The sequence below is a fragment of the Novosphingobium nitrogenifigens DSM 19370 genome (assembly GCF_000192575.1).
GTDB lineage: Bacteria > Pseudomonadota > Alphaproteobacteria > Sphingomonadales > Sphingomonadaceae > Novosphingobium > Novosphingobium nitrogenifigens.
In genome coordinates this window covers 23733-45233 of record NZ_GL876927.1, presented here as the reverse complement: position 1 = coordinate 45233, position 21501 = coordinate 23733, and the positions used below count along the sequence as shown (strand labels likewise).

Below are 21501 nucleotides of genomic sequence, written 5' to 3'. Positions count from 1 at the left end.
TTGCGCTTAGCACAATACTCCTCGGCGACGGAGGTGAACGTCGTGGCCGAGGCCATTTCCGCGCGCATCTTGTCACGCCGCTTTTCTATCGAAGGATCGCGCCCGTCGAAGACCAGCTCACGCGCACTGTCCCGGCGGCGGCGGGCTTCGGCCAGGCCGACGGTTGGATAGGTGCCGATCGCGAGCGCCTTTTCCTTGCCGTGGATGCGATACTTCACGCGCCAGAGCTTTCCCCCTGTCGGTTTCACCAGCAGGAAAAGGCCAAGCGCGTCGCCCAGCTTGTAGGGTTTCTCTCGGGGTTTCGCGTTTCGGATCGCAATGTCGGTAAGTGGCATATTTCAGCGCCTTTCCCGTTACGAGTCCCCCACGATGGGGGTCTCTCTCACTGGCCCAGACGACGAAACCCCAAAGTACCCCCAAAATTTCCTGGATGCAGGCGGAAAAGGGCGGCCAAATCCGGACGAAGTGGAGCGCAAAAGCCCCGGTTTTCCGGGCTTTTATACCATTCTTCGGATGATTTTTGAAGGGGGGATGGAGCGGGTGAAGGGAATCGAACCCTCGTCGTAAGCTTGGGAAGCTTCTGCTCTACCATTGAGCTACACCCGCAAACCGGGAATGGGCCGGTCGGCGTCCGCAGGGGAAACCCCTTTGCGGAATAGAAAGCGCCCTTGCCATGAGGACGGGCGGGTCGTCAACATGGCCGACGCGAATTTCTTTGCTTGTCGGGACCTCAGAGCAGGGCGGGGGTGCCGACCCAGAGCATGCGGACGTCGCATGTGCCTTCGTTGCGCATGCGATAGGGGTGGCGCTGGTCGAAATGGGCGCTGTCGCCGGGGCCCAGGACGAAGTGTTCCTGGCCGATCCAGACGCTCAGCTGGCCTTCGAGCACATACCAGAACCCTTCGCCTTCGCGGCGTGCGAGCGGGGAGGCAAGGCCGGGCGGGACGGTGATGTGAAGCGCTTCCATCTTGCGCTCTTCGTGCCGGCCCGACAGCCGGGCGTAGACAGCCGGGGCGCCGATCTGGAGCAGTTCGGGCTGGTTGCCGCGCCGGACGACTTGTCCGGGGGGCGGGGTGCCCACGAAATAGCTCATTTCGACGCCGAGCGCGGCGGCGATCGCGGTCAGCGAGACCAGCGATGGCATCGCAAGGTCGCGTTCCACTTGCGACAGGAACGGTGCAGACAGGCCGCTTGCCGTCGCCAGCGCCTGCAAGGTCATGCCCAGGCGCTTTCGACGATCGCGGATGGCGGCACCGATTGGTGGCAGGCCGGGCTGGTCCTCGGCCAATGCTGGAATGGTCATTGGTGCCTGATTAGCTGTGGTCGGCAATGATCCGCCAGCCTGCCTTGCCATGGGCAAAGACAAGCGTCGTCGGGCCTTCAGCGTCGCCGCCGTGGGCCGCGTCGCGGTGCAGGTGGAAACGTCCCAACACGAACGCGTGATCGCCGCCAAGCATATGGAAATCGACGATTTCCAGCGACAGCTGTCCCATCACGTCCCGGTTGCCGCCGTCAAAGCGTGCGCCATAGAGCGCACGAATGGCTTGGGTGCCGTGGACCACGTGCGAGCCGCTGACGTAAAGGGTGGTCGGCGCCGGTTCATAGCAGTGCATGAAGCGATCGAGATCGGCCTTGTTCCAGGCGTCCGCGCTGTCCGCCAGAACCGCTTCGACAGCGGCGCGCGCGGCGGCGGGCGTTGCGGCCTCTGCCGATGAACCTGCCGAAACCGCTGCAACCATCGCGATCATTCCCCCCATCAACGCACTGCGCACTGTCATGCCGGTCTCCCGTATCCGGAGCGTATCATAACCAGAACACAGGCCCCTTCCATAAAAATTCTGCTCCATCAAAAAAGTTTGACACAGGTAATAATTTTATGAACATTTTATGACGCTTTGTTCCACGCGGCGGGGCCGTGAGCGCAAAAGATTGCGCAAGGGGAGCAAAAATGAGGGGAATGAACATGAGGAACCGTTTTTCCACGCTGCTGTGGAGTGCGTCTGCGCTCGGCATGGCGATCATCGCGTCGGGCGCGCACGCGCACGCGCAGGAGCAGCCGGCCAGTGCATCCGAGGGCGGCGACATTGTCGTCACCGCGCAAAAGCGCAGCGAAAGCGCCCAGAAAGTGCCGCTGTCGATGACGGTGCTCAGCGCGGAAGATCTGGAAAAGCGCGGGGTGCAGAGCGTCTATGACCTTTCGCGCATCGCCCCCTCGCTCTCGGTCGTCTCGTCGGGGCCGGGCGAAAACAACCTCATCATTCGCGGTATTTCCTCGACGGCGGGGTCGGCCGCGACGGTCGGCTATTACCTCGACGACACGCCGATCGCGGCGTCGAGCAATGCCGCGCTGCTGTCGACGCGCGGGGTGATCGATCCCTCGATGCTCGACGTGGCGCGGGTCGAAGTGCTGCGCGGGCCGCAGGGCACGCTGTACGGTTCGAGCTCGATGGGTGGCACCGTGCGCTACATCACGGCCCAGCCCAACTTGTCCAAGATCGAGGGCAAGTTCGGTGCGGACCTGTCGGGAACCGAAGGCGGCGGCTTCAACTGGAAGCTCAACGGCGTCATTAACGTGCCGATCGTCAAGGACGTGCTGGCGGTCCGTATCGCGGCCTATGGCCAGCGCGACGACGGTTACATCGACCGCTATCCGATTTCCTCGACCAATTACCTTGCCGCCGACACCAGCGTCGCGCCGCAGCACAACGTCAACACCTATGACACCCACGGCGTGCGCGTGGCGGTGCTGTACAAGCCGACCGACACGCTGACGATCGAGCCTTCGTTCCTTTATCAGTACAGTCGCCTCGGCACGCCGTTCACGTTCGACGCGGTGCCCGGATCGTTGCAGAATCCGATCCAGGCGCGCGACATCGACGAAACCAATACCCAGAAAAGCTGGATCGCCAACCTGACGGTGAAGAAGGAAATCGGGCCGATCGAGATCACCTCGTCGAGCTCGTATTTCCACCGCGAGGTCAACCTGATCGACGATTCGTCCAAGGTTCTCGCCTATTATTTCGGCACCCCGACGGTTGAGCCGGTCGCGATGTACGGTAATTACCGCAACAAGGAATTCACGCAGGAACTGCGCGTCGGGACCAATTTCAAGGGGCCGTTCCAGATCATCGTCGGCGGTTTCTATCACAACGTTACCGCGCCGCTGGAATCCTCGATCCCGTTCCCGACCGACTATGCCTATCGCAACGATGCGCCCTTCAGCGGGTATTCGACGGTCTATGCCGGAACGCGCAATGCGACGATGAAGGAATATGCCGGGTTCGGCGAAGCCTCGCTGGCGATCACCCGCACGCTGACCGCCCGCGCGGGCCTGCGCGTGTTCCAGGTCGACCAGTCCTTTACCCAGACCGGCGACGGGCTGTTCAACGGCGGCTATTCGGCGGTTTCGAGCCAGTCGCACGACCACGGCGTGACGCCCAAGTTCAGCCTGAACTGGCAGGCGACGCGCGACAAGATGATCTATGCGACGATCTCGAAGGGGTATCGTCCCGGCGGGCCGAACAACCCGGCTCCGGCCAATGTCTGTGGCACCGAGGTTTCCGGGCTGGGACTCAGCCAGAACCAGTTGACCGCCTATGGTTCGGATCACCTGTGGAACTATGAAGTCGGCGCCAAGACGAGCTGGTTCGGTCATCGCCTGACTGTCAACGGCTCGCTCTATTACATCGACTGGAGCCAGGTGCAGCAGCAGATCGTGTTGCAGTGCGGGTTCAACATCACGGCCAATTTCGGCAAGGCCAAGAGCCGGGGCGGTGAACTCGAAGTCGAATTTCGTCCGACGAAGAAAGTCACGCTGGGCGGCGGTTTCGGCTATACCGATGCGACGCTGGGCAATGACGTGCCGGGAACGGCGGCCAAGAACGGCAACCAGCTGCTCAACACGCCCAAGTGGACGGCAAGCGGCTCGGCGGAATATCGCGATCACCTCAACGCCCGTCTCGATGGGTTTGCGCGGGTCGACTATTCCTACATGGGGCCGGCGAACTTCCTCTATGACACGACCAGCCCGTTCTATCATCGCCAGGGCTTTTCGATCTTCAACCTGCGCATGGGCGTGAACCCGGCATCGGGTCCGTGGGAAGCGGCGTTCTACGTCAACAACCTGTTCAACAAGGCAGGGGCCACCGACCTTCCCACCGCGATCTCGGCCGATCTTCCGACCACCCGCCGTGTCGCGCTGAACCAGCCGCGCACGTTCGGCGTGAAGCTCGGCTACAAGTTCTGAGCCGGGGCGCATGTTCGAAGCGGCAACCTACCGGCAGCGGCGCGCATCTCTTGCGCAGGCGTTGCCGGACGCCCTGATCCTCATTCCCGGCAATGCCGGGATGCCGATGGATTTTGCGGTCAATCACCATCCCTTCGTGCAGGATGGGTGCTTCCGCTATTTCTTCGGCATCGACGAGCCCGATCTGGTCGGGCTTGTCGACGGGGCCAGCGGAGAGGCGTGGCTGTTCGGCGAGGACGGCGGCATTGATGCCGCCGTCTGGACCGGCGTGACGCCGAGCGTGGCCGAACGGGCCGCGCAAGTCGGCGCGGGAGCAGGTGGCGACCTTGCCGCCTGTGCCGCGCATCTTGCCCGCGCCCAGGGGCAGGGGCGCACAGTGGCCTATACGCCGCCTTATACGGCCGAAATCCTGCTCTTGATCGCAGGGCTCGTCGGGATTACCCCCGAAGCCGTGCGGGCGGGCGCCAGTCCGGCTCTGGTCCGCGCGATCGTCACCCTGCGCGAGATCAAGTCGGCCGGGGAAATCGCCGAGATGGAAGCCGCATTGGCGGTGACCGCGCGGATGCACCATGCCGCCATGGCCGCGACCCGGCCGGGTGTGCGCGAACACCATGTGGTCGGGTGCATGGCCGGGATCGCCCGAGGGGCGGACCTCAATTTCGCCTATGCGCCGATCCTGTCGGGGCGGGGCGAAGTGCTGCACAACTTGCGGTACGACCGGACGCTCGCGACCGGCGAACTGGTCGTCAACGACACGGGGGTGAAAAGCGCGGGCGGCTATGCCAGCGACATCACCCGCACGTTCCCGGTTTCGGGGCGGTTCGATCCGCTTCAGCGGCGGTTGTACGACACCGTCCTGCGTGCCCAGCAGGCCGCGATCGCGGCGTGCGTTCCGGGCGTGCGCTATCTCGATCTGCACTGGCTGGCCGCGCGGATCATGGTCGAGGATCTCCATGACCTCGGCCTGTTCCGGGGGGCGATCGAGGATGTTCTGGCGAGCGGGGCCTATGCCCTGGCTTTCCCGTGCGGGCTTGGGCACCAGATCGGCCTCGACGTTCACGACATGGAAGCGCTGGGCGAGGATCTGGTCGGTTATGACGGTGATGTCCGCCGCAGCGACCTGTTCGGCCTGCGCAGTCTGCGCCTGGGCAAGGCCCTGCGCGCGGGGATGACTGTGACGATCGAGCCGGGGCTCTATTTCATTCCGCCCCTTATCGATCGCTGGCGCGGCGAAGGGCGTCACTCGAGTCTCATTGACTATGACGCTTTTGATCGGTTGCGCGGCTTTGGTGGCATCCGCATCGAGGACGATGTCCATGTCGGTGAAAACGGCGCCCGCATTCTGGGCGATCCGATCGGGCGGACGGCGGACGAAGTCGAAGCGGTCATGGCTGCGGCCTGATTGGCCGGGGCGGGGGCAACTCCGTTCGATGAGCTGAAAGGGGCCTTCGCCGTCGCGGGACGGCGAAGGCCCTTGTCGCAAAAGGATGCGACAAACTGTTGCAGCGGGCATCGCCGACACAACGGGGACGCATATCCCGGTGATTAAAAGTGCATGGCATTGGTCGCCGGGGGAAGGCGCATGCCAGCAATCGGACGCAACTGCGCCACGACTTATCGGCAAGGCTGGTGGGGCGTCAGTGAATGGCCATTCCCAAATGACCGCTAAGTCATTGGAAGGAATGGTGGGCGCGACAGGGATTGAACCTGTGACCCCACCCGTGTGAAGGGGATTGGCAATTTCGCGTAAATAGCTTGAAATCACGCGATAAAATCAAGCCTCCAAAATTGCCGTGTACGAGCTTTGTACGAGAGCTTCTGGTGTACGCTCTGCCTGCGTACGCAAAAGCATATCATGAGCATTGTTTAGCACAAATCGCGCCTCGCGTCTTGTCCAAACATGACCCCGGCAAGGGGCCCCCGCCTAACAAGCAAATAACCGCTGGAAGGGCGGCAACCCTTCGCAGCGGCTTTTGGAATAGCTGTGCGGCTATGGCGGAATCTTATCGCCCTCACGACTGCGTGACAAGCAGCATTGGTGGGGAGGGGCGCCATGAGCACCACCCTTGCCCATAGGGGGCTGCCCGCTGGCGTGGGGCGTTTCGATTTGCTGCGCTTGTTCGAGCAGGTGGCACGACCAGGCTTTGGCCTGTCCTCCACCGCCGTGGCGCTGGTGCGGCACTACGTCCTCAAGACCATGGATGGCGATTACCTGTCCGGCCGCATCTGCGCGGTCTGGACGCAGGCTCGCCGATTTGCCGAGCAACTGGGCCTGACGCCTCGCTCGATCAATTCGGCTGAGCGCGAGTTGGAGCAGGCTGGCTTCATCGTCCGCAACGCCGGGATCAACGGTGAGCGCGCTGGCGACCGGCAGGATGGCATCGTGGTCTGGGCAGCAGGCATCAATCTGGCCCCGCTGGTCGAACGCTATGCCGAGATGCAGACCAAGGCCGAGGCATTGGAATTGCAGGCCCGCGCCATCCAGCAATGCCGCGCTGAAATCCGCCAGTTGGGCCAGCGCATCCGTGAGGCAGGCCACGAGGATCTGCGCAAGCGGGCGGAGACCATCCTGCCCGATGGCCGCACGGCGCGGATCACCAGCATCGATCGCCTGATCGCTATCCGCGAGGCTTTGTCCGCCATGCTCGCCGCCATCGAATCCGCACCCGAACCAGAGCCCCGTGCACTGAAAACTTCCGACGCGCCGGAAGAAAACTGCGTACCCAATATACAGAACAAAAACTCATCACGAAGGCGTACCACGCGGCTCAGCGATCCGCTGGAGCGCATCCGGCCTGCGACCGCGCTGGTCGTGGCCACCGAGAGCTATCGCGGCATCGTCGAGGCGTTGGGCGGCCCGACCTGGCCCAACCTCGTTGAAGCCTCGTGGCGCAGTTGTGGGCGGCTTGGCATCGCCCAGAGCACTTGGGGCCGGGCTTGTCAGCAGTTCGGGCGGGAACGGGCGGCGCTCAGCGTGTTGCTGATCGATCGGAATACCGAATTGCCGCCGGGCCATCGCTATCGGGTCGGCTCTCCGGCCCGCTGTTTGGCGGGCATGGTGCGGAAATCAGGTTCAGCAGGGGTGAACCTCGCCGGACTGTTCCGCGCGACTGAGCGCAATGCCCAAGAGGTCCCGCCAAAAGCCCCAGCGCCTGATCATTTGATCGAGCCGCAGGTTGGACCTCTGGCCAATCTCACGGCGAGGTTGATGGTCGGCATGGAGCGGCGCGTCGCACCGGATGGGTGAACCTGTCCAACATCTCACGCGTCCAAAGGTCCATTCTCTCACAAGCCCACATGTTCACATGGGGACGGGCAAGGAAATCGCCATGACCATAATCGCCATCGTCAGCCAGAAGGGCGGATCGGGCAAAACCACCCTGTCGGTAAACCTCGCTGCCGCAGCCGAAGCCGCTGGGGCCGTCGCGCTCATCATCGACACCGACCCGCAGGCCACCGCCAGCCAATGGGGCGCATGGCGTGCCGACAAGGCGCCAGAGGTGATCGACAGCGCACCGCCGCGTATTCAGGCCAAGGTTGATGCAGCTAAGGCGCAAGGGGCGACCTTCATCGTGATCGACACGCCGCCCCATGCCGACAGCGCGGCTAGCAGGGCGGTTGAGGTTGCTGATCTGGTGCTGATCCCCTGCCGCCCCAGCGCCTTTGATCTCGCCGCGATTAAGACTACGGTCAGTCTTGTGCGCCTGTTCGACAAACCTGCGTTCGTGGTCTTCACCGCCGGTCCGCACCATGCGCCACGCATGTATGAGGAGGCCATCGAACTGGTCCAGAGCTTCGGGATCGAAGCATGCCCGAATATCCTGCCCGACCGTGCTGTCTATCGTCATGCCAGCGCAGCGGGCGCATCGGTCGTCGAGTTCGAGCCCGAGGGCAAGGCAGCTGCAGAGATAGCTGCGATTCATGCGTGGACTATCGCACAGGTGAACATGTCCACCACCGCACATGAGGGAGTGTGAGCAGATGAGCCGATTTGCCAACCTCGCCGACAAGCCTAAGGCCAGTTCAAAGCCGCAAGCTCGGCTTGCCGTGCCCGACAATGAAGAGGCAGTCGCCGCATCAATGTCGATCAGTACGCCGCCGAGGACAAACAGCCGCGCCGGTCGCAAGGCCATCGCAGGCTATTTCTCGCCCGAGATGTCGCTGGCGATGCATGTCTGCGCCCGCAAGCATGGCCTCAGCCTTCAGGAACTGATGGCCGAGGCTTTCGATGATGTGCTGCGCAAATATGGCCAGAGCCCTGTGGGGGAGTGATCCGCCTTGGGCCGCTTCAGGCGCTCATCATCAGAAATGGGGGAAAGCATTTCCACTTCCACGATGGCGGCAAGACTTTTGGAACTCACCTCACCAGCAAGGCCTGCGGCGATGCGCTCTTGGAGTAGGCTTTCAAGGCCGGCTTGGTACTCATTTTGCGATACGGATTTCGGCAAGCTCGCCACGGCGTGAATAATTGGACTTCAAGGATGGGTGCTGGTCCAGGGATTTCGTGTCGGACAAGGAGCAGGCAACTACTTTCATCGAAGTTAACACTGGACATCATGCTGACAGTGCTGCCTGCAGGGTGGACGAGTCAGCCGATCTGGTGCTGATCCCAGCCGCCTCAGTGCGCTCGTTCTCGCGGCGATCAAGGGCAAGATCAGCGTTGTAGCATTGTTCGACAAGCCGACCACGTGTTCTTCACAATTGGCTTGACTTTTAGGACTTTACGAGGATTGTCGGCCCGTTCATCTCAGTGGCCGAAGAGAATTTACGCCCTTCCCAGATACTGCGGATCAAGGTGGTTGTATCAATCTTGCGTCAGACAGTCCTGATCAGTGTAAATGTCAAACCGGGAGAGCGTCACCGCCCCAAAGGTCGTGGTGAGGGCAGCGTCGGCGGCATCTCGCCCCCGCGCCATCAGGATGCGACCGCTGCGGGGGAAATTGTGCCTTGCATCAAAGACGAACCAGCGCCCGCCCAGCCACACCTCGAACCAGGCGGAAAAGTCCATATCGCCGATCACCGCCGGCAGATCCATGTCACCCAGATATCCGGTGCAATAACGCGCTGGAATGTTCATGCAGCGGCACAGGGCAATCGCAAGATGGGCATAGTCCCGACACACACCCGTTCTTTCGTGGAACACCTCCCATGCGGTCTTGGTCGGGCGGGCAGCCATATAGTCAAAGCGGATTGCACCGTGGACATAATCGACAATAGCCTGCACCAGACCCCAGCCCATGGGCAGATGGCCAAACAAGCCCCATGCAATGTCTGTGAGCTTGTCTGTTTCGCAATAACGACTGGCGAGCAGAAAATGGAGCACATCGTCGGGTAATTCGGCGAGTGATGCCTGCCGTGCGCCAAGGTCCACCTCATCAGGTTCGAAGCGATCCTCGATGACAAAGCCGCAAGAAATGGTGATGCCGCCAGTTGGCATGGTCAGTCGCGTGCAAATATTGCCGAAGCCATCGACATAATCATAGAGCGGCACTTCAGGCGTCGTGAAAATGCGCTGTGCGGTGCGCAGATCCTTGTTGCGGGAAGCATGAACGCTCAGCTTGGCCAGCATGGGCACCGGCGCTTCGCATGTGAAACCTATGTTGTAGCCAGCGCGGATTCGCATGGGGAATGTCCTTTTTCGAAGACGTGAAGCGCCAAATCCCGCCACCCGATAGGATCCCGGGGTCAGCATGGGGCCGGCCCAGAACCGGATGATGCCTTAGGAATTCGTTCCTTGGTCATCCTGCGTTTTTTGAACAGGGGCGAGGGAGGTCATGTCCTGCTGCTGCTGGCGGGCCTGCTCGACCCGGGCGGCGCGTTCGGCCATGGTTTGCCATGCTTTTGCCGAATGCAGATGCCGTTCTCGCACATTGGCAAGGCTGCTGACTTCCGCGTCACGCAGGCTCTTTTCGGCACATGCTCTGTAATGGTTGCTTGTGGTAGCCACGATGATCCTTTCCGACCGGCGATTGGGCGCTGGTCAGGCGAACTGATCGGTGCGTTTTGATGGATTTGCGATCAACCCACCGTGTCGGCAGCCCGTTATGGCGTTTCCCGCGCCCGGCCTGCGATCTCGCTTTGCGGATCAAGCAGGCCGGGCGCGGGCCTTCGCGGCGCCGGAAAGTTCCGTGCCGCGACGGACAATCCCTGGCATCGTGATCGACACCGGGGGCTGTCTGGATCAGGCGGAAGCGAGATTGATCGCGGACTGCTTGCCGCGACGATCCGTTTCGACTTCATAGCTCAAACGCTGATCCTTGCTGAGCGTGGCCATGCCGGCCTGCTGAACAGCGCTGAAATGCACGAAGCTGTCATTCCCGCCATTTTCGGGCGCGATGAAACCATAACCTTTGTCTGTATTGAAGAACTTGACGGTGCCGATAGTCATAAATGTTTCCTTTTCACGAAAACAGGAGAACCCATCCGCAAAATTGCAGATGGAGCTGGTGGTAAGTGAAAGGAAGAAAATCCGAATTCATCGGAGTCAAATTCTGTCGCAAACGACGTTAGCGGTTAATCCTATAGGGCAATAATTTCGAAAGTCAACTTTAATCGCTTGTGCTTTTCAATCAAGAAATTTGAGGAAATTTCCAAAATCGCACCTGGCCGCCTGCCACTGACGATGGTGCCTTTACACAGCGGCTCGACGGTGCCAGCTCCGCCGAGACCAAGGCCCGCGCCAACCACCATCAGGAATGACGGAGGTGATAAAAGGCAAAGCGCTTCACGCGGCCTTCAATCAAATGCCCTTTCAGCTTGCCGCGCATATCCTCGGCGCCCTCACTGGTCACACAGACCAGATGCGTCCCTCCCGATGGCAGGGTTTCGATGTCGCTGATCCGAACCCCTGCTTTCTGGCAGATGGCGGCCACATCCGCTTCGGGCAGGCCAATGTTCATCGCGCGGCTCATCGGACCATCTCCGGCCGCCAGGATTGTGCTGCCAAGGCGCCGAGCGCGTTCTGAAAAGCCTCGATGCGGCGCGCAATGCCTGCGGCCTCGCTTTTGTGGTTCCGGCACGCATTATTGCTGGATGCGGAACTGGCGCGCATCAGCAAAATTTGATGGCGTTGATAAAGTTGATTGAGATCCATGTTTTGGCTCCATTCACGTAAGCGGGAGCACTCTGTCTCTCAGTCGAGGTTGCCTACCAGACGATTTCCGCGATATTTTTTATATAGATAATTTTTTTAAAAATGTAAGGTCTCATATTTATTTTCGTCTGATTGATAATCCATAATTTTCTAAAACCGTAAACCTTGCGCTGTCTGTTTTGAAAATATCGTTAGTCGAAAAAATGAAGTCATGCTATTGCCTAAGCATCACGAGAATCCTCGCTGCAAGCTCCCTGTGACAGAGAGACATATGTGCTCCCGCTTGCCAGCCGAGAGGACGGACATGTCCACCTATCTCGATCACATTGTTTCCGATATTTCCTGTCGCCTGGGGGGCCGCGCTCTTCATGGCTCTTTCACCCGGCCGGCGCGCCATGCCGAAAATGCGGGGTGCGAGATCGACGCCGAGAGTGGGCAGGATTTGCGGGGAACATCGCCATGGCGCTCTATTCCGCTGTGGGTTTCCAATGATCGTGCAGAATCCTATTTCGAGATCTATTCGGTCCTCCCATCACCGGCAGCCTTCGGCCAAGCCGCAGTGCAATGGCGTTGGCGCCTGTGCACAGCTGACGGCCATGTAAACGCGTCGGGTGGCGCCTATTCGCGCCATGATGATTGTCTGGCTGCGGTTAACGCACTGCGGCAATCGGCCGGAGCGGCGCGGATCAGGGATGCCGAAAAAGATTGATGTGAATTGGGCCCCGGCAATGCGGTCACATCAGGCTTTGCCGCCATGGCGATGCATTCCATCGCTTAAGGCAGGCTTGCCCGCTGACCGTCTGTCGGTGCCGTTCAGTCTTGGGCGCAATGGCCTGTTTGGCCATCGACAACGTCCATCGCCCCACCCCAAAAGGCATAAGGAGCCAAAACCATGGCAAAATCGCAAAAACGCAGCAATCGTGAAATTCGCAAACCCAAGGCCGCCAAGAGCAAGCAGGCCCCTACGCCCCTGAGCATCGAGGCATCGCCGGTACTGGCCGCCACGCGCAAGCCGAAAGGCAAGCTCTAGGACAAGTCCGTGACCGATGGCTTGCGCATTGCCTTTGTCGGCAACGCGCTGCCACGGCGCTGCGGCATTGCCACGTTCACCTGCGACCTGGAACTGGCGATGCGTCATTTGCCCGAGGTGGCGCAGACCGCGATCATCGCCATGTGCGATCCGGGTGGGCAATATGCTTTTCCCCCGCAAGTGCGATGGTCGGTCGCGCAGGATGACCGTGGCGGCTATCTAGCGGCGGCTGATTTCATCAATACGCAGGGTTACGACGTTGTCTGCCTCCAGCATGAATTCGGCATCTATGGAGGCGGGGCGGGGGAATACATTCTCGATCTGATCGCGGCGGTCGATGCGCCTCTGGTCACCACGCTGCATACCGTGCTGGACCAGCCCAATGATGGCCAGCGCCGCGTGATCGAAGCCATCATCGCGGCATCGGCGCGGGTGGTGGTGATGGCGCGCAAGGGGCGGCGGATCCTGATTGACCAATATGGTGCCGATCCTGCCAAGATTCTGGTGATCCCCCATGGCATCCCGGAAGTGCCGCTGGTTCTTCCGCAATATGCCAAGGAAAAACTGGGCTTTGCCCATCACCGCATCATCCTGACCTTTGGGCTGATCAGCCCGAACAAGGGCATCGAGACGATGATCGAGGCGATGCTGGTGGTGCTGGCAATGGTGCCTGATGCGCTTTACGTGGTGATGGGAGCGACTCATCCCGCTCTGTTGCGCGCGGACGGAGAGGCCTATCGGGAAAGCCTGCGCGCGAAGGTAACGACGCTCGGTCTTGACGGACATGTGGTCTTTATCGACCGCTTTGTCGAAAGGCCTGAACTGCTCGATCATATCGCGATGTGCGATGTCTACGTCACCCCCTATCTGGTGGAATCGCAGATGACATCGGGGACGCTGGCCTATTCGCATGGGTTGGGCCGTCCGGTGGTTTCCACGCCCTACTGGCATGCGGCTGAACTGCTGGAGGATGGATCGGGCCTGCTTGTGCCTTTCGCAGATCCCGATCGTTTGGGGCTTGCGGTGGCCGACCTGTTGACTGATGACGAGGCGCGGCTTGCCATGGGGCGCAAGGCCTATGTCGCCAGCCGGGCGATGACATGGGCCAACACCGCCTCGCGTTATGGCGAAGCTTTCCAGACTGTCCGGCGGCCCGTCGCGCTCACCCTGCCTCCTGTGGACCTGAGCCATCTGGCGGTGATGTGTGACGATACCGGACTGTTCCAACATGCCGTTTTCGCGGTGCCCGACCGGCATCACGGCTATTGCATCGACGATAATGCAAGAGCGTTGCTGCTGTGTTGCACCTTGGGCGCGACTGCGGCGTCGCGCCCTTTGATTGAGAAGCTGCGGCCGCGCTTTGCCGCTTTCCTGCAACATGGCTGGAACCCGGACAACGGCCGTTTTCGCAATTTTCTGGGCTACGACCGGCGCTGGCTCGAAGAGACGGGGTCTGAAGATAGCCATGGCCGCACGCTGTGGGCCTTGGGACGATGCGCGCGATACCGCGAAGGTGGTGTGATGGCGCCATGGGCCAGCGCGCTGTTCGCGTCGGCTTTGCATGCCGTTGCCGGCTTCACCTCGCCGCGCGCATGGGCTTTCACTTTGTTGGGGCTGGCCGACTATTGCCTGGCCCATCCGCGCGATCATGCTGCCATGCACATCCGTCTTGACCTTGGTGAGCGGTTGCATCAGCAGTTGCTGGCTTGCGAAACGGGCGAGTGGGTGTGGTTTGAAGACCGGCTCACCTATGACAATGCCCGCCTGTGCGAGGCGCTGATTATCACCGGCAAGGCGGTTGGCAGGGATGACTGGACGCAGGCCGGGCTGCGGGCTCTGCGTTGGTTGATCGAGCTGCAAACGGCGCCTGCGGGCTATTTCCGGCCCGTGGGTTCCCATGGGTTCCTGTTGGTGTCGCGCGCTGCGCCTATGCCGTTTGATCAACAGCCCATCGAAGCCTGCGCCACCGTGGCGGCCTGCATTGCCGCGATGTCCGTTGATGCCTCTCGGTCTTGGCTGGCAGAGGCGCACAAGGCCTTTGCCTGGTTCACCGGTGCCAATGATCTGGGCTTGTCGTTGATCGACCCACTCGACGGCAGTTGTCGCGATGGTCTGCATCCCGATCGCGCCAATGAGAACCGCGGTGCGGAATCGTTACTGGCCTATCTGCTGGCCCTTGCCGACATGGAACAGGCAAACCCGGCACACCGGCCGATCCAGCCTGAGCCTGACATCCTGACGTCCTCTCCCATTCAAAACCTTTTATCCTGACAGGACGCTATGCCCCATCCTTCTTTTCTCAACCGCCATGCCCTGCATTTGCGGCCCGATCCTGCACGCGTGGTGGTGCGGGCCTTTCGCCCATCGGTCGAGCCACGCGATTACAACCCGCTGGACAAGACCCGCGCCAACCACATAGTCGATCGCGTCCTCGCGCTTGACGTGGCGGAGGCCGAGGCTGTGCTGGCCGCAACGCTCGACAATTTCGATGATCGGCATCGCAACCTGCCCGCCATTTTCGAGCAGCGCGCGCAGGAGATGGAGGACGCCTTCTCCAGCCATTGCTGTTTCACCCCAACCCAGTTGCAACTGGTGGGGGCCTATTTCCTGCACGAATACAGTTTTGAGGCGGCGGCCCTGTTCAACCCCAGCATTGTGCCGCACCCCAACCAGAGCGGCGTTGCACCGGGCGCCATCCGCTTCATCCTGTCGCTGCGGGCGGTGGGCGAGGGGCACATCTCCTCGCTCACCTTCCGCTGCGGCACTTTCCTGGCCGATGGCACGCTGATGATCGAGCCCCCGACCCGCCTCGCCAGCCTGCCCCGCGTGACCATGCGCGTCGGCGACAAGCTTGACCTTGCCTTCGAGGCAGACAGCGACATCACCGAAAGAGTGATTTTCCCCGTTACCGAGGCGCAGGCCAATGGCATCGAGGATGCCCGCTTCGTACCCTTCATCGAGGAAGGGCAGACGACCTATTACGCGACCTACACGGCCTACAGCGGTCAGGCGATCCGATCGGAACTCATCGAGACCAGCGACTTCCTGACTTTCCGCCTGACCCCGCTCAAGGGTCCCGCTGCCGTGAACAAAGGCATGGCGCTGTTCCCAAGGCGGATCGGAGGGCGCTATGCGATGATCGCGCGTCACGACAATGAAAGCCTCCATCTGGTCTATTCCGACAATCTGCTGGAATGGGGTCTTGGCACACCGATCCTCACACCGGAATTTCCTTGGGAGTTCATACAGATCGGCAATTGCGGCTCGCCGATCGAACTGGATGAGGGTTGGCTGTTGCTTACCCATGGCGTCGGGCCTGTGCGGCACTATTCCATCGGCGCCGTGCTGCTGGACAAGGATGATCCCACGCGCGTGCTTGGCCGGTCGCACCTGCCGCTGGTCCAGCCGGAAAAATCAACGCGCGAGGGCTATGTGCCCAATGTTGTCTATTCCTGCGGCGCGATGCGCCACGGTGCATGGATCATCCTGCCATACGCCATCTCTGACACGTTCTCGACTGTCGCCACGGTGAAAATCGACAGCCTGCTGGCAATGTTGGCTCCAGCTTACCGATAGAGGCGAAAGCGTCGGCGGTAAAGCTCCGGTCTTACGAAGCGCCGCGACTGAGGGCAGCAGCGTTCAGATCGAGCCGCTGTGCTGGGTCAGCACGGTGACGGTCTCGAACAATCCATGGGCTTCGAATGATCGCAATAGGTCGCTGGCGTCCATCTCAGGCCGCTTGAGGCGTAAGCGCATGTTGCGGATCGCCGGGATGGCAAGGCCTTCCTCCAGCGCGATGGTGTCCGCAATGAACTCATCAGCGGTGCGGGCTTCGAGGTTTAGTCTGCCCAGCAGTTCGGCAGGAAAATCAGAGATGTTCTCGGTGACGATGGCCTGAGCCTGAGTTTTGACCGCCGCAGCAATAACGTGCTCGTCGTTCGGATCCGGCAGTCCGAGAGGATTGGCCAGAAGCTGAGCAAAGTCATCAACCATCGCCTCGGGAAAGGCCTTTGTCATTGCCGCAATAGCCTTGCGTGCACGGGCGTCACCGTCAGCGTTGCCACGCTGGTGGTGAAGCTTGGCCAATGCCCTTTCTGTCTCGTCCAAAATGGTTTGCGACCAGCGCAGCCGGAAAAATTCGGCTTCCGCCAAGCTCAAAAGCAGATTGCGGCGCCAGATGCTGACCAGCGAACAGGCATCGACGAGGGCGGTATATCGATTGGCAAACATGGCTGGCGTCAGATCAGATCGGCATCGCCTGCGATCAGATCATCAAGTGCCTGACCGCGTTCCGCATCTCGCTTGGCCTTGTAGGCGAACACGTCTTCGGCGCGCACACGCCGGTGCCGGCCAACCAGCGAATGCGGCATGGCCTGCTGCTCGAGCAGCTTGATCAGATGCGGACGCGAGACATTGAGCAGATCCGCCGCCTGTTGCGTGGTCAGAAGTTCCTGGATCGGCACGAGTGTTACAGCATGACCGCTGCCAACATGGCGCAAAACGTCGAGCAGGAGATCGGACATTGCCGGGGTCAATGTGATCTCGACCGGTTGGCGCTCCTCTGGCACCTGCAAGCGCAACGTGGCGTCGCCAGCTTTATGCGCCGCCAGAATTTGGCGCAATTGGTTGGCGATCTGGCGATCATCGGCAGAGGGCAGGCGACCACCGAAAGGCTCGGAATGGGCAGGTAGGGTCATGGCAGGCTCTCCGTCTTGGATTTATCCAATAGCGCATAATCGAAATATTCGCAACGAAATGTGAACGCGCTGACTGGATTGCCCTCGTCCCCCTCTGTGGTTTGATCGCGCATGGAGACGCTAGTCCAGAGAACGAGGCGCGTTCAAGCCGCCAACCAGACCTGGTTCAAGATGGTCGCAGCCAGCGCCGCTTTGTCCTGCGGGAAGAACCGCCCATAGTGCTTGGCAACCATTTCCGGCGTGTCCTGAATGGCATAGCTGGCCTGCTCATAGGAGCCGGTCTGTTTCAGGATGTGGGTGGCCAGCACGTCGCGGATGTTGTGGGGGCCGTGGGGCAGCAGGCCCTTGATCACGCCCCGGCCGGTATATGGGTTCCAGATGCCATAGCGCTGGATGGCCAAACGCCACGCTTCGTAGAAGGTGTTCTGGTCGTAGGCGGCATCGCGGCTTGTTGCCTTCACGGTTTTGACGAATAGCGTGCCGGGGTCTTCGGCCTCCGCCAACAGGGCGGCACGATGGCGTTCGATATAGGCCGCCAGATGTCGATAGAGATCGCCCAGATCGGGCAACACGAGGCGGAATGGCCGCCCAGAAAAGAACGAGGAATCCGCGTTCTTGAAGGCGACGGCGGGGATCAGCACCTCCCAGCCATCGGCGCGGTCGCTCCAGCGGATTTCGCCGCGCTTCAAACTTTCCAACTGACGTTCGGTGCGGGGCGGCCTGCCGGGCAGGCACACCATCAACTGCCGCAGGTTCTTCTGCCGCAGACCAAGATGCAGGCCCAGACGCAGCATCAGAAAGGACCGGATCGCTTCGGCGGTCTGCCGTGGATAGCGGCGCTCATCGGGCAGGGTGCGCAGGATTTCCTCGGTGATCTTGCGATATTCGCCCACCGGGCTGTCTGCCTCGAGAATGGGCAGGATCGGCTCGAAGGGATCACGGTGAACTTGCGCCACCCGCTCAATTTCGCGGGCGCGGGCGAGCACATGGGTATGGACAGTGTCGCAGGCGGCCTCCCAGTCCTGCCGCGCGGCCTCGATTTCCTCCGCAGAAATCAGGTTGGGGATCGGGCACAGCCTTTCCGCCAATCGCGGGGTCTGGCGGATCCAGCCTGTCTCTGGCCTCGTCAGCGAACCGATCAGGCGCAGCATGTCGGCTTCCCAACCCGTGTAGAAGCCGCGACGTCGCTCTCGCCATTGGACATACCAGTCCCAAACCGTTGGGAAGATCAAAAGCCCGAAGCTCAGATCGGCCAGAGGTACGCCGAAGCCAGCCACTTCGCCTTTGGGCGCCGCGGCCAGCGCGCCAAACATCAGCCCAAAATGCTCAATTCTCTGGGCCGAGGTTTCCTCATTCCAAACACCGCTACGGCGAAAGCCGATAGCGGTGAGCGTGGCGGTCTTGAAACGCACCAAGTCGGCCATTTCCTTGGCCAACCCGGGCGGAGCATCCCTCGCGGCGGCCAACAAGTCCGGATCGACGCCATCGGGGATAATGTTTTTGGTTGGTCTTCTGCCAGTCAGGGCCGGAAAGCGAATGGCATAGCGCTGTTTCATCGCGGCAGCCTGAAAACGGCGGTAGTCCGTGGCGCCCGACAGGATGTGTTCGCGCACCCAGGCAAGGATATCGTTACGTTCTTTCAAAGGGCGCAGGTTGAAATCATCGGGCAGGTGCCAGGCAAGTCGGCGCTGTTCCGAGGCGACAACACCCTTCAGTTTGAGGCCACCCGGCGCCCGGGTCTGGTGGGGCAGCATGGCGCGGAAATACCCTTCTGGCAGGCGATAGCGATGCTCGATCCGATTGAGCATTTGCAGGCTGGAAAGTGTGCGCGGGATGCGGGAGCCAGCGACCCAGTTCTGAATCGTGTGCCGGTTGAATGTGTCCCCGGGCCGGATGATGCCGCGCCATAACTGCCAGCAGCTGTCACCATGGCGCTGCATGTGCAAGGCCAGCGCGTCATGAAAGGTGCCGGGTTCAATCCAGTCGGCGAACAGCGGTTCGGGGAACTCGACTACAGGCGCGGCCTTTGGTCCGGGGCGATTGGTCGATGAGGCAGCGGCAGGCTTTTGTTCGGCACGTTTACCGCGCGCTGCGGCCTTGGAAGATTGCATTGAAAATAGGGATCCGGGATCGAGAGGTTGTCATTCATGGTGGCGACACCGAGGGGCGCGCTCCCTATCGACCTCTCGTCCGCAGGTATATGGGGGAGGGCGGTTTATGACCCAATTTCTCAGTAGCTATAATCGACTGAGGGTGTGCATGTGCTTGAAATGATCGTGCTATCGTGGGTTGATCCTCTTGCTCGGGTATTCATTGCCTCAAACTAAAGATCCTTTATAGCCCAATGCATTCAATTAGAAATTTCTTATCGAACGCATTGTGTCGTAGCTGCCTTCATAGCGTCTGGACTTGTGTCTTAGAAATTGCTGCGAGATCTTCTGTCGAGTAGCCTTTTTGGTTCTAAATCGGTTGGAAAATTCCCAAAATTGGGCTCCCTGGGGAAGTGGCTCGCTTCTAAGAATTTTGCCATTTTCATTCCTAATTGCAGGGGGAGTACACCAATATGGCCGTTTAGAGCTCAGCCGCTTAAGGGTGTGCTCTAAACTACCATAGGCTCACAGGGCATAGGAAAACTGCGGTGTTTGGCAAATCCTGGGTGTCCAGGGCAGATTTGCTTACGTACGAAGTTCGTACGAAGCTGCCGTCACTCCACGAATCTGAGCGGCGGAAATCCTAAATTTCCCGGAGATCTGCTAGAACTCTGACCCCGTAAATTGTCGTAAGTTTCTGCATTGAAACGTTGGAGAGATTTTTCTCAATCCAGCCATAAAATCCTGTTATTTTGGGATTTTATGGTGGGCGCGGCAGGGATTGAACCTGCGACCCCACCCGTGTGAAGGGGAATTGCGATTTCGCGTAAGTATCTTGAAATTACGCGATAAAATCGGGGCTCCAAAATTGCCGTGTACGAGCTTTGTACGAGGGTCTCTCTTGTACGCTCTACCTGCGTACGCGGAGGCTCTCTGTGCAAGGGCCCTGGCAAACATTACGCTCCGTGTCTTGCCCAAACATGATCCGGGTGAGGGGCCGCCGTCAGGTCAGCAAAAAACCGCTGAAAGGGCGGCAACCTTTCGCAGCGGCTGTTGGAATAGCTGTTCGGTTATGGCGGAATCCTATCGCTCCCGTGACTCGGTGGCAAGCGCCATTGGTGGGGGAGGGGCGCTATGAGTACCACCCTTTCCCATAGGGGCCTGCCATCAGGCGTTGGCAGGTTCGATCTGCTGCGTCTGTTTGAGCAGGTGGCGAGGCCAGGCTTTGGGCTCTCTTCGACAGCCGTAGCTTTGGTTCGGCACTACGTCCTCAAGACGATGGATGGCGACTACTTGTCGGGCCGCATCTGCGCGGTCTGGACGCAAGCCTGCCGCTTTGCCGAAGCCTTGGGGCTGACGCCACGGTCGATCAATTCCGCCGAGCGGGAGTTGGAGAAGGTAGGCTTCATCGTCCGCAATGCCGGCATCAACGGCGAGCGCGCTGGCGACCGGCAGGACGGGATCGTGGTCTGGGCTGCGGGCATCAATCTGGCCCCGCTGGTCGAACGCTTTGCCGAGATGCAAGCCAAGGCCAAGGCGCAGGAATTGCAAGCACGCTCCATTCAACAATGTCGTGCCGAGATCCGCCAGTTGGGCCAGCGCATCCGCGAGGCGGGTGACGATGATCTGCGTGAGCGGGCCGAGACCATCCTGCCAGACGGCCGCACGGCGCGGATCAGCAACATCGACCGCCTAATCGCCATCCGAGAGGCCTTGTCCGCCATGCTCGCAGCCATCGAACATCGTTCGGATTCTGGGCCGGAACCCGATCCCCGTGCACTGAAAACTTCCGACGCGCCGGAAGAAAATTGCGCACCCAATATACAGAACCAAAACTCACCACGAAAGCGTACCGCGCCAGCACGCGATCCACTCGAGCGCATCCGGCCCGTGACCGCGCTGGTGGTGGCCACCGAGAGCTATCGTGGCATCGTCGAGGCGCTGGGCAGGCCGACCTGGCCCAACCTCGTCGAGGCGTCGTGGCGCAGTTGTGGTCGGCTTGGCATCGCCCAGAGCACCTGGGGCCGGGCTTGCCAGCAGTTCGGCCGGGAACGGGCAGCACTTAGTGTGTTGCTGATCGACCGGAATGCCGAACTGCCGCCGGGCCATCGCTATCGCGTGGGCTCTCCAGCGCGCTGCTTGGCGGGCATGGTGCGGCGGGCGGGCTCGGCAGGCGTGAATCTCGCTGGTCTGTTCCGTGTCACCGAGCGCAGCGCCCAGCAGGCGCCATCACAATCCCCTGCGCCTAAGCAGACTACCGAGCCGCAGGCTGGCCCAATGGCCCATCTGACCGCGAGGCTGATGGCCAGCGTGGAGCGGCGCGTCACACCTGACGGGTGATGCTG

The 21501-nt window shown here is 60.8% G+C and carries 21 protein-coding genes and 1 tRNA gene; 11 read left to right on the top strand and 11 right to left on the bottom strand.

The window, feature by feature from the left end; translation table 11 throughout:
* From Y88_RS07060 to Y88_RS07045, 4 genes are all read right to left on the bottom strand, one after another.
* Positions 1-335 (bottom strand): Arm DNA-binding domain-containing protein (locus Y88_RS07060; protein WP_040702449.1); only part of this gene is annotated, 335 nt, incomplete at its 3' end.
* Positions 336-532: 197 nt separating this feature from the next.
* Positions 533-606: transfer RNA gene (locus tag Y88_RS07055), tRNA-Gly, on the bottom strand.
* A gap of 124 nt (positions 607-730) precedes the next feature.
* Positions 731-1303: a helix-turn-helix domain-containing protein gene (locus Y88_RS07050; protein WP_008067896.1), complete on the bottom strand. Its 573-nt coding sequence runs from the start codon at positions 1301-1303 to the stop codon at positions 731-733.
* A gap of 10 nt (positions 1304-1313) precedes the next feature.
* Complete coding sequence (locus Y88_RS07045; RefSeq protein WP_232280961.1) at positions 1314-1778, bottom strand: YybH family protein; 465 nt, start codon at positions 1776-1778, stop codon at positions 1314-1316.
* A gap of 185 nt (positions 1779-1963) precedes the next feature.
* Between Y88_RS07045 and Y88_RS07040 the strand changes: the two genes are divergently transcribed.
* The 5 genes from Y88_RS07040 to Y88_RS07020 all read left to right on the top strand — a co-directional run bounded on the left by Y88_RS07040 (position 1964) and on the right by Y88_RS07020 (position 8518).
* The gene (locus Y88_RS07040; protein WP_169333637.1) at positions 1964-4246 is read left to right on the top strand and encodes a TonB-dependent receptor; all 2283 of its coding nucleotides are present in this window, start codon (positions 1964-1966) and stop codon (positions 4244-4246) included.
* A 10-nt stretch (positions 4247-4256) separates the two neighbouring features.
* Complete coding sequence (locus Y88_RS07035; protein ID WP_008067892.1) at positions 4257-5648, top strand: aminopeptidase P N-terminal domain-containing protein; 1392 nt, start codon at positions 4257-4259, stop codon at positions 5646-5648.
* A 651-nt stretch (positions 5649-6299) separates the two neighbouring features.
* On the top strand, positions 6300-7493 hold the full coding sequence (locus Y88_RS07030) for a helix-turn-helix domain-containing protein (protein ID WP_008067891.1): 1194 nt from the start codon (positions 6300-6302) through the stop codon (positions 7491-7493).
* Between the two features lie 82 nt (positions 7494-7575).
* Positions 7576-8223: a ParA family partition ATPase gene (gene parA / locus Y88_RS07025; protein WP_026167075.1), complete on the top strand. Its 648-nt coding sequence runs from the start codon at positions 7576-7578 to the stop codon at positions 8221-8223.
* Positions 8224-8227: 4 nt separating this feature from the next.
* On the top strand, positions 8228-8518 hold the full coding sequence (locus Y88_RS07020; protein WP_008067889.1) for a ribbon-helix-helix domain-containing protein: 291 nt from the start codon (positions 8228-8230) through the stop codon (positions 8516-8518).
* Between the two features lie 532 nt (positions 8519-9050).
* Here the strand turns inward: Y88_RS07020 and Y88_RS07015 are convergent.
* Positions 9051-9869: a transglutaminase-like domain-containing protein gene (locus tag Y88_RS07015; RefSeq protein WP_018076090.1), complete on the bottom strand. Its 819-nt coding sequence runs from the start codon at positions 9867-9869 to the stop codon at positions 9051-9053.
* A gap of 111 nt (positions 9870-9980) precedes the next feature.
* Between Y88_RS07015 and Y88_RS19145 the strand changes: the two genes are divergently transcribed.
* Complete coding sequence (locus tag Y88_RS19145) at positions 9981-10253, top strand: hypothetical protein (RefSeq protein WP_157132604.1); 273 nt, start codon at positions 9981-9983, stop codon at positions 10251-10253.
* A gap of 174 nt (positions 10254-10427) precedes the next feature.
* On the opposite strand, the gene Y88_RS07010 is transcribed toward Y88_RS19145, so the two are convergent.
* The 3 genes from Y88_RS07010 to Y88_RS07000 form a co-directional block, all read right to left on the bottom strand.
* A complete protein-coding gene (locus Y88_RS07010) occupies positions 10428-10634 on the bottom strand; it encodes a cold-shock protein (RefSeq protein ID WP_008067874.1) in 207 nt (68 codons plus the stop codon).
* A 301-nt stretch (positions 10635-10935) separates the two neighbouring features.
* Positions 10936-11157 (bottom strand): hypothetical protein, encoded by a 222-nt coding sequence (locus Y88_RS07005; RefSeq protein ID WP_008067873.1) that lies wholly within the window; start codon positions 11155-11157, stop codon positions 10936-10938.
* Entirely contained in the window at positions 11154-11339 is a 186-nt protein-coding gene (locus Y88_RS07000) for a hypothetical protein (protein ID WP_018076093.1), read from the bottom strand. Before Y88_RS07000 ends, Y88_RS07005 begins: the two co-directional genes overlap by 4 nt.
* Positions 11340-11643: 304 nt before the next feature.
* Here Y88_RS07000 and Y88_RS06995 point away from each other — a divergent pair, with 304 nt between their 5' ends.
* From Y88_RS06995 to Y88_RS06985, 4 genes are all read left to right on the top strand, one after another.
* Positions 11644-12048: a YegP family protein gene (locus tag Y88_RS06995; RefSeq protein ID WP_018076094.1), complete on the top strand. Its 405-nt coding sequence runs from the start codon at positions 11644-11646 to the stop codon at positions 12046-12048.
* A gap of 183 nt (positions 12049-12231) precedes the next feature.
* Complete coding sequence (locus tag Y88_RS19350) at positions 12232-12369, top strand: hypothetical protein (RefSeq protein WP_008067871.1); 138 nt, start codon at positions 12232-12234, stop codon at positions 12367-12369.
* A 9-nt stretch (positions 12370-12378) separates the two neighbouring features.
* Positions 12379-14640, top strand: coding sequence for a glycosyltransferase family 4 protein (locus tag Y88_RS06990; RefSeq protein ID WP_008067870.1), 2262 nt, complete (start codon positions 12379-12381; stop codon positions 14638-14640).
* Positions 14641-14649: 9 nt separating this feature from the next.
* Positions 14650-15945: a glycoside hydrolase family 130 protein gene (locus Y88_RS06985; RefSeq protein ID WP_008067868.1), complete on the top strand. Its 1296-nt coding sequence runs from the start codon at positions 14650-14652 to the stop codon at positions 15943-15945.
* A gap of 63 nt (positions 15946-16008) precedes the next feature.
* Here the strand turns inward: Y88_RS06985 and Y88_RS06980 are convergent, their stop codons facing one another.
* The 3 genes from Y88_RS06980 to Y88_RS06970 form a co-directional block, all read right to left on the bottom strand.
* Positions 16009-16599 (bottom strand): PIN domain-containing protein, encoded by a 591-nt coding sequence (locus Y88_RS06980; RefSeq protein WP_008067867.1) that lies wholly within the window; start codon positions 16597-16599, stop codon positions 16009-16011.
* An 8-nt stretch (positions 16600-16607) separates the two neighbouring features.
* The gene (locus tag Y88_RS06975) at positions 16608-17066 is read right to left on the bottom strand and encodes an excisionase family DNA-binding protein (RefSeq protein ID WP_008067866.1); all 459 of its coding nucleotides are present in this window, start codon (positions 17064-17066) and stop codon (positions 16608-16610) included.
* Positions 17067-17209: 143 nt separating this feature from the next.
* A complete protein-coding gene (locus tag Y88_RS06970) occupies positions 17210-19177 on the bottom strand; it encodes a hypothetical protein (protein WP_008067865.1) in 1968 nt (655 codons plus the stop codon).
* Between the two features lie 1113 nt (positions 19178-20290).
* On the opposite strand from Y88_RS06970, the gene Y88_RS06965 reads away from it, so the two are divergent.
* On the top strand, positions 20291-21496 hold the full coding sequence (locus Y88_RS06965) for a helix-turn-helix domain-containing protein (RefSeq protein ID WP_018076098.1): 1206 nt from the start codon (positions 20291-20293) through the stop codon (positions 21494-21496).
* Positions 21497-21501: the final 5 nt, after the last annotated feature.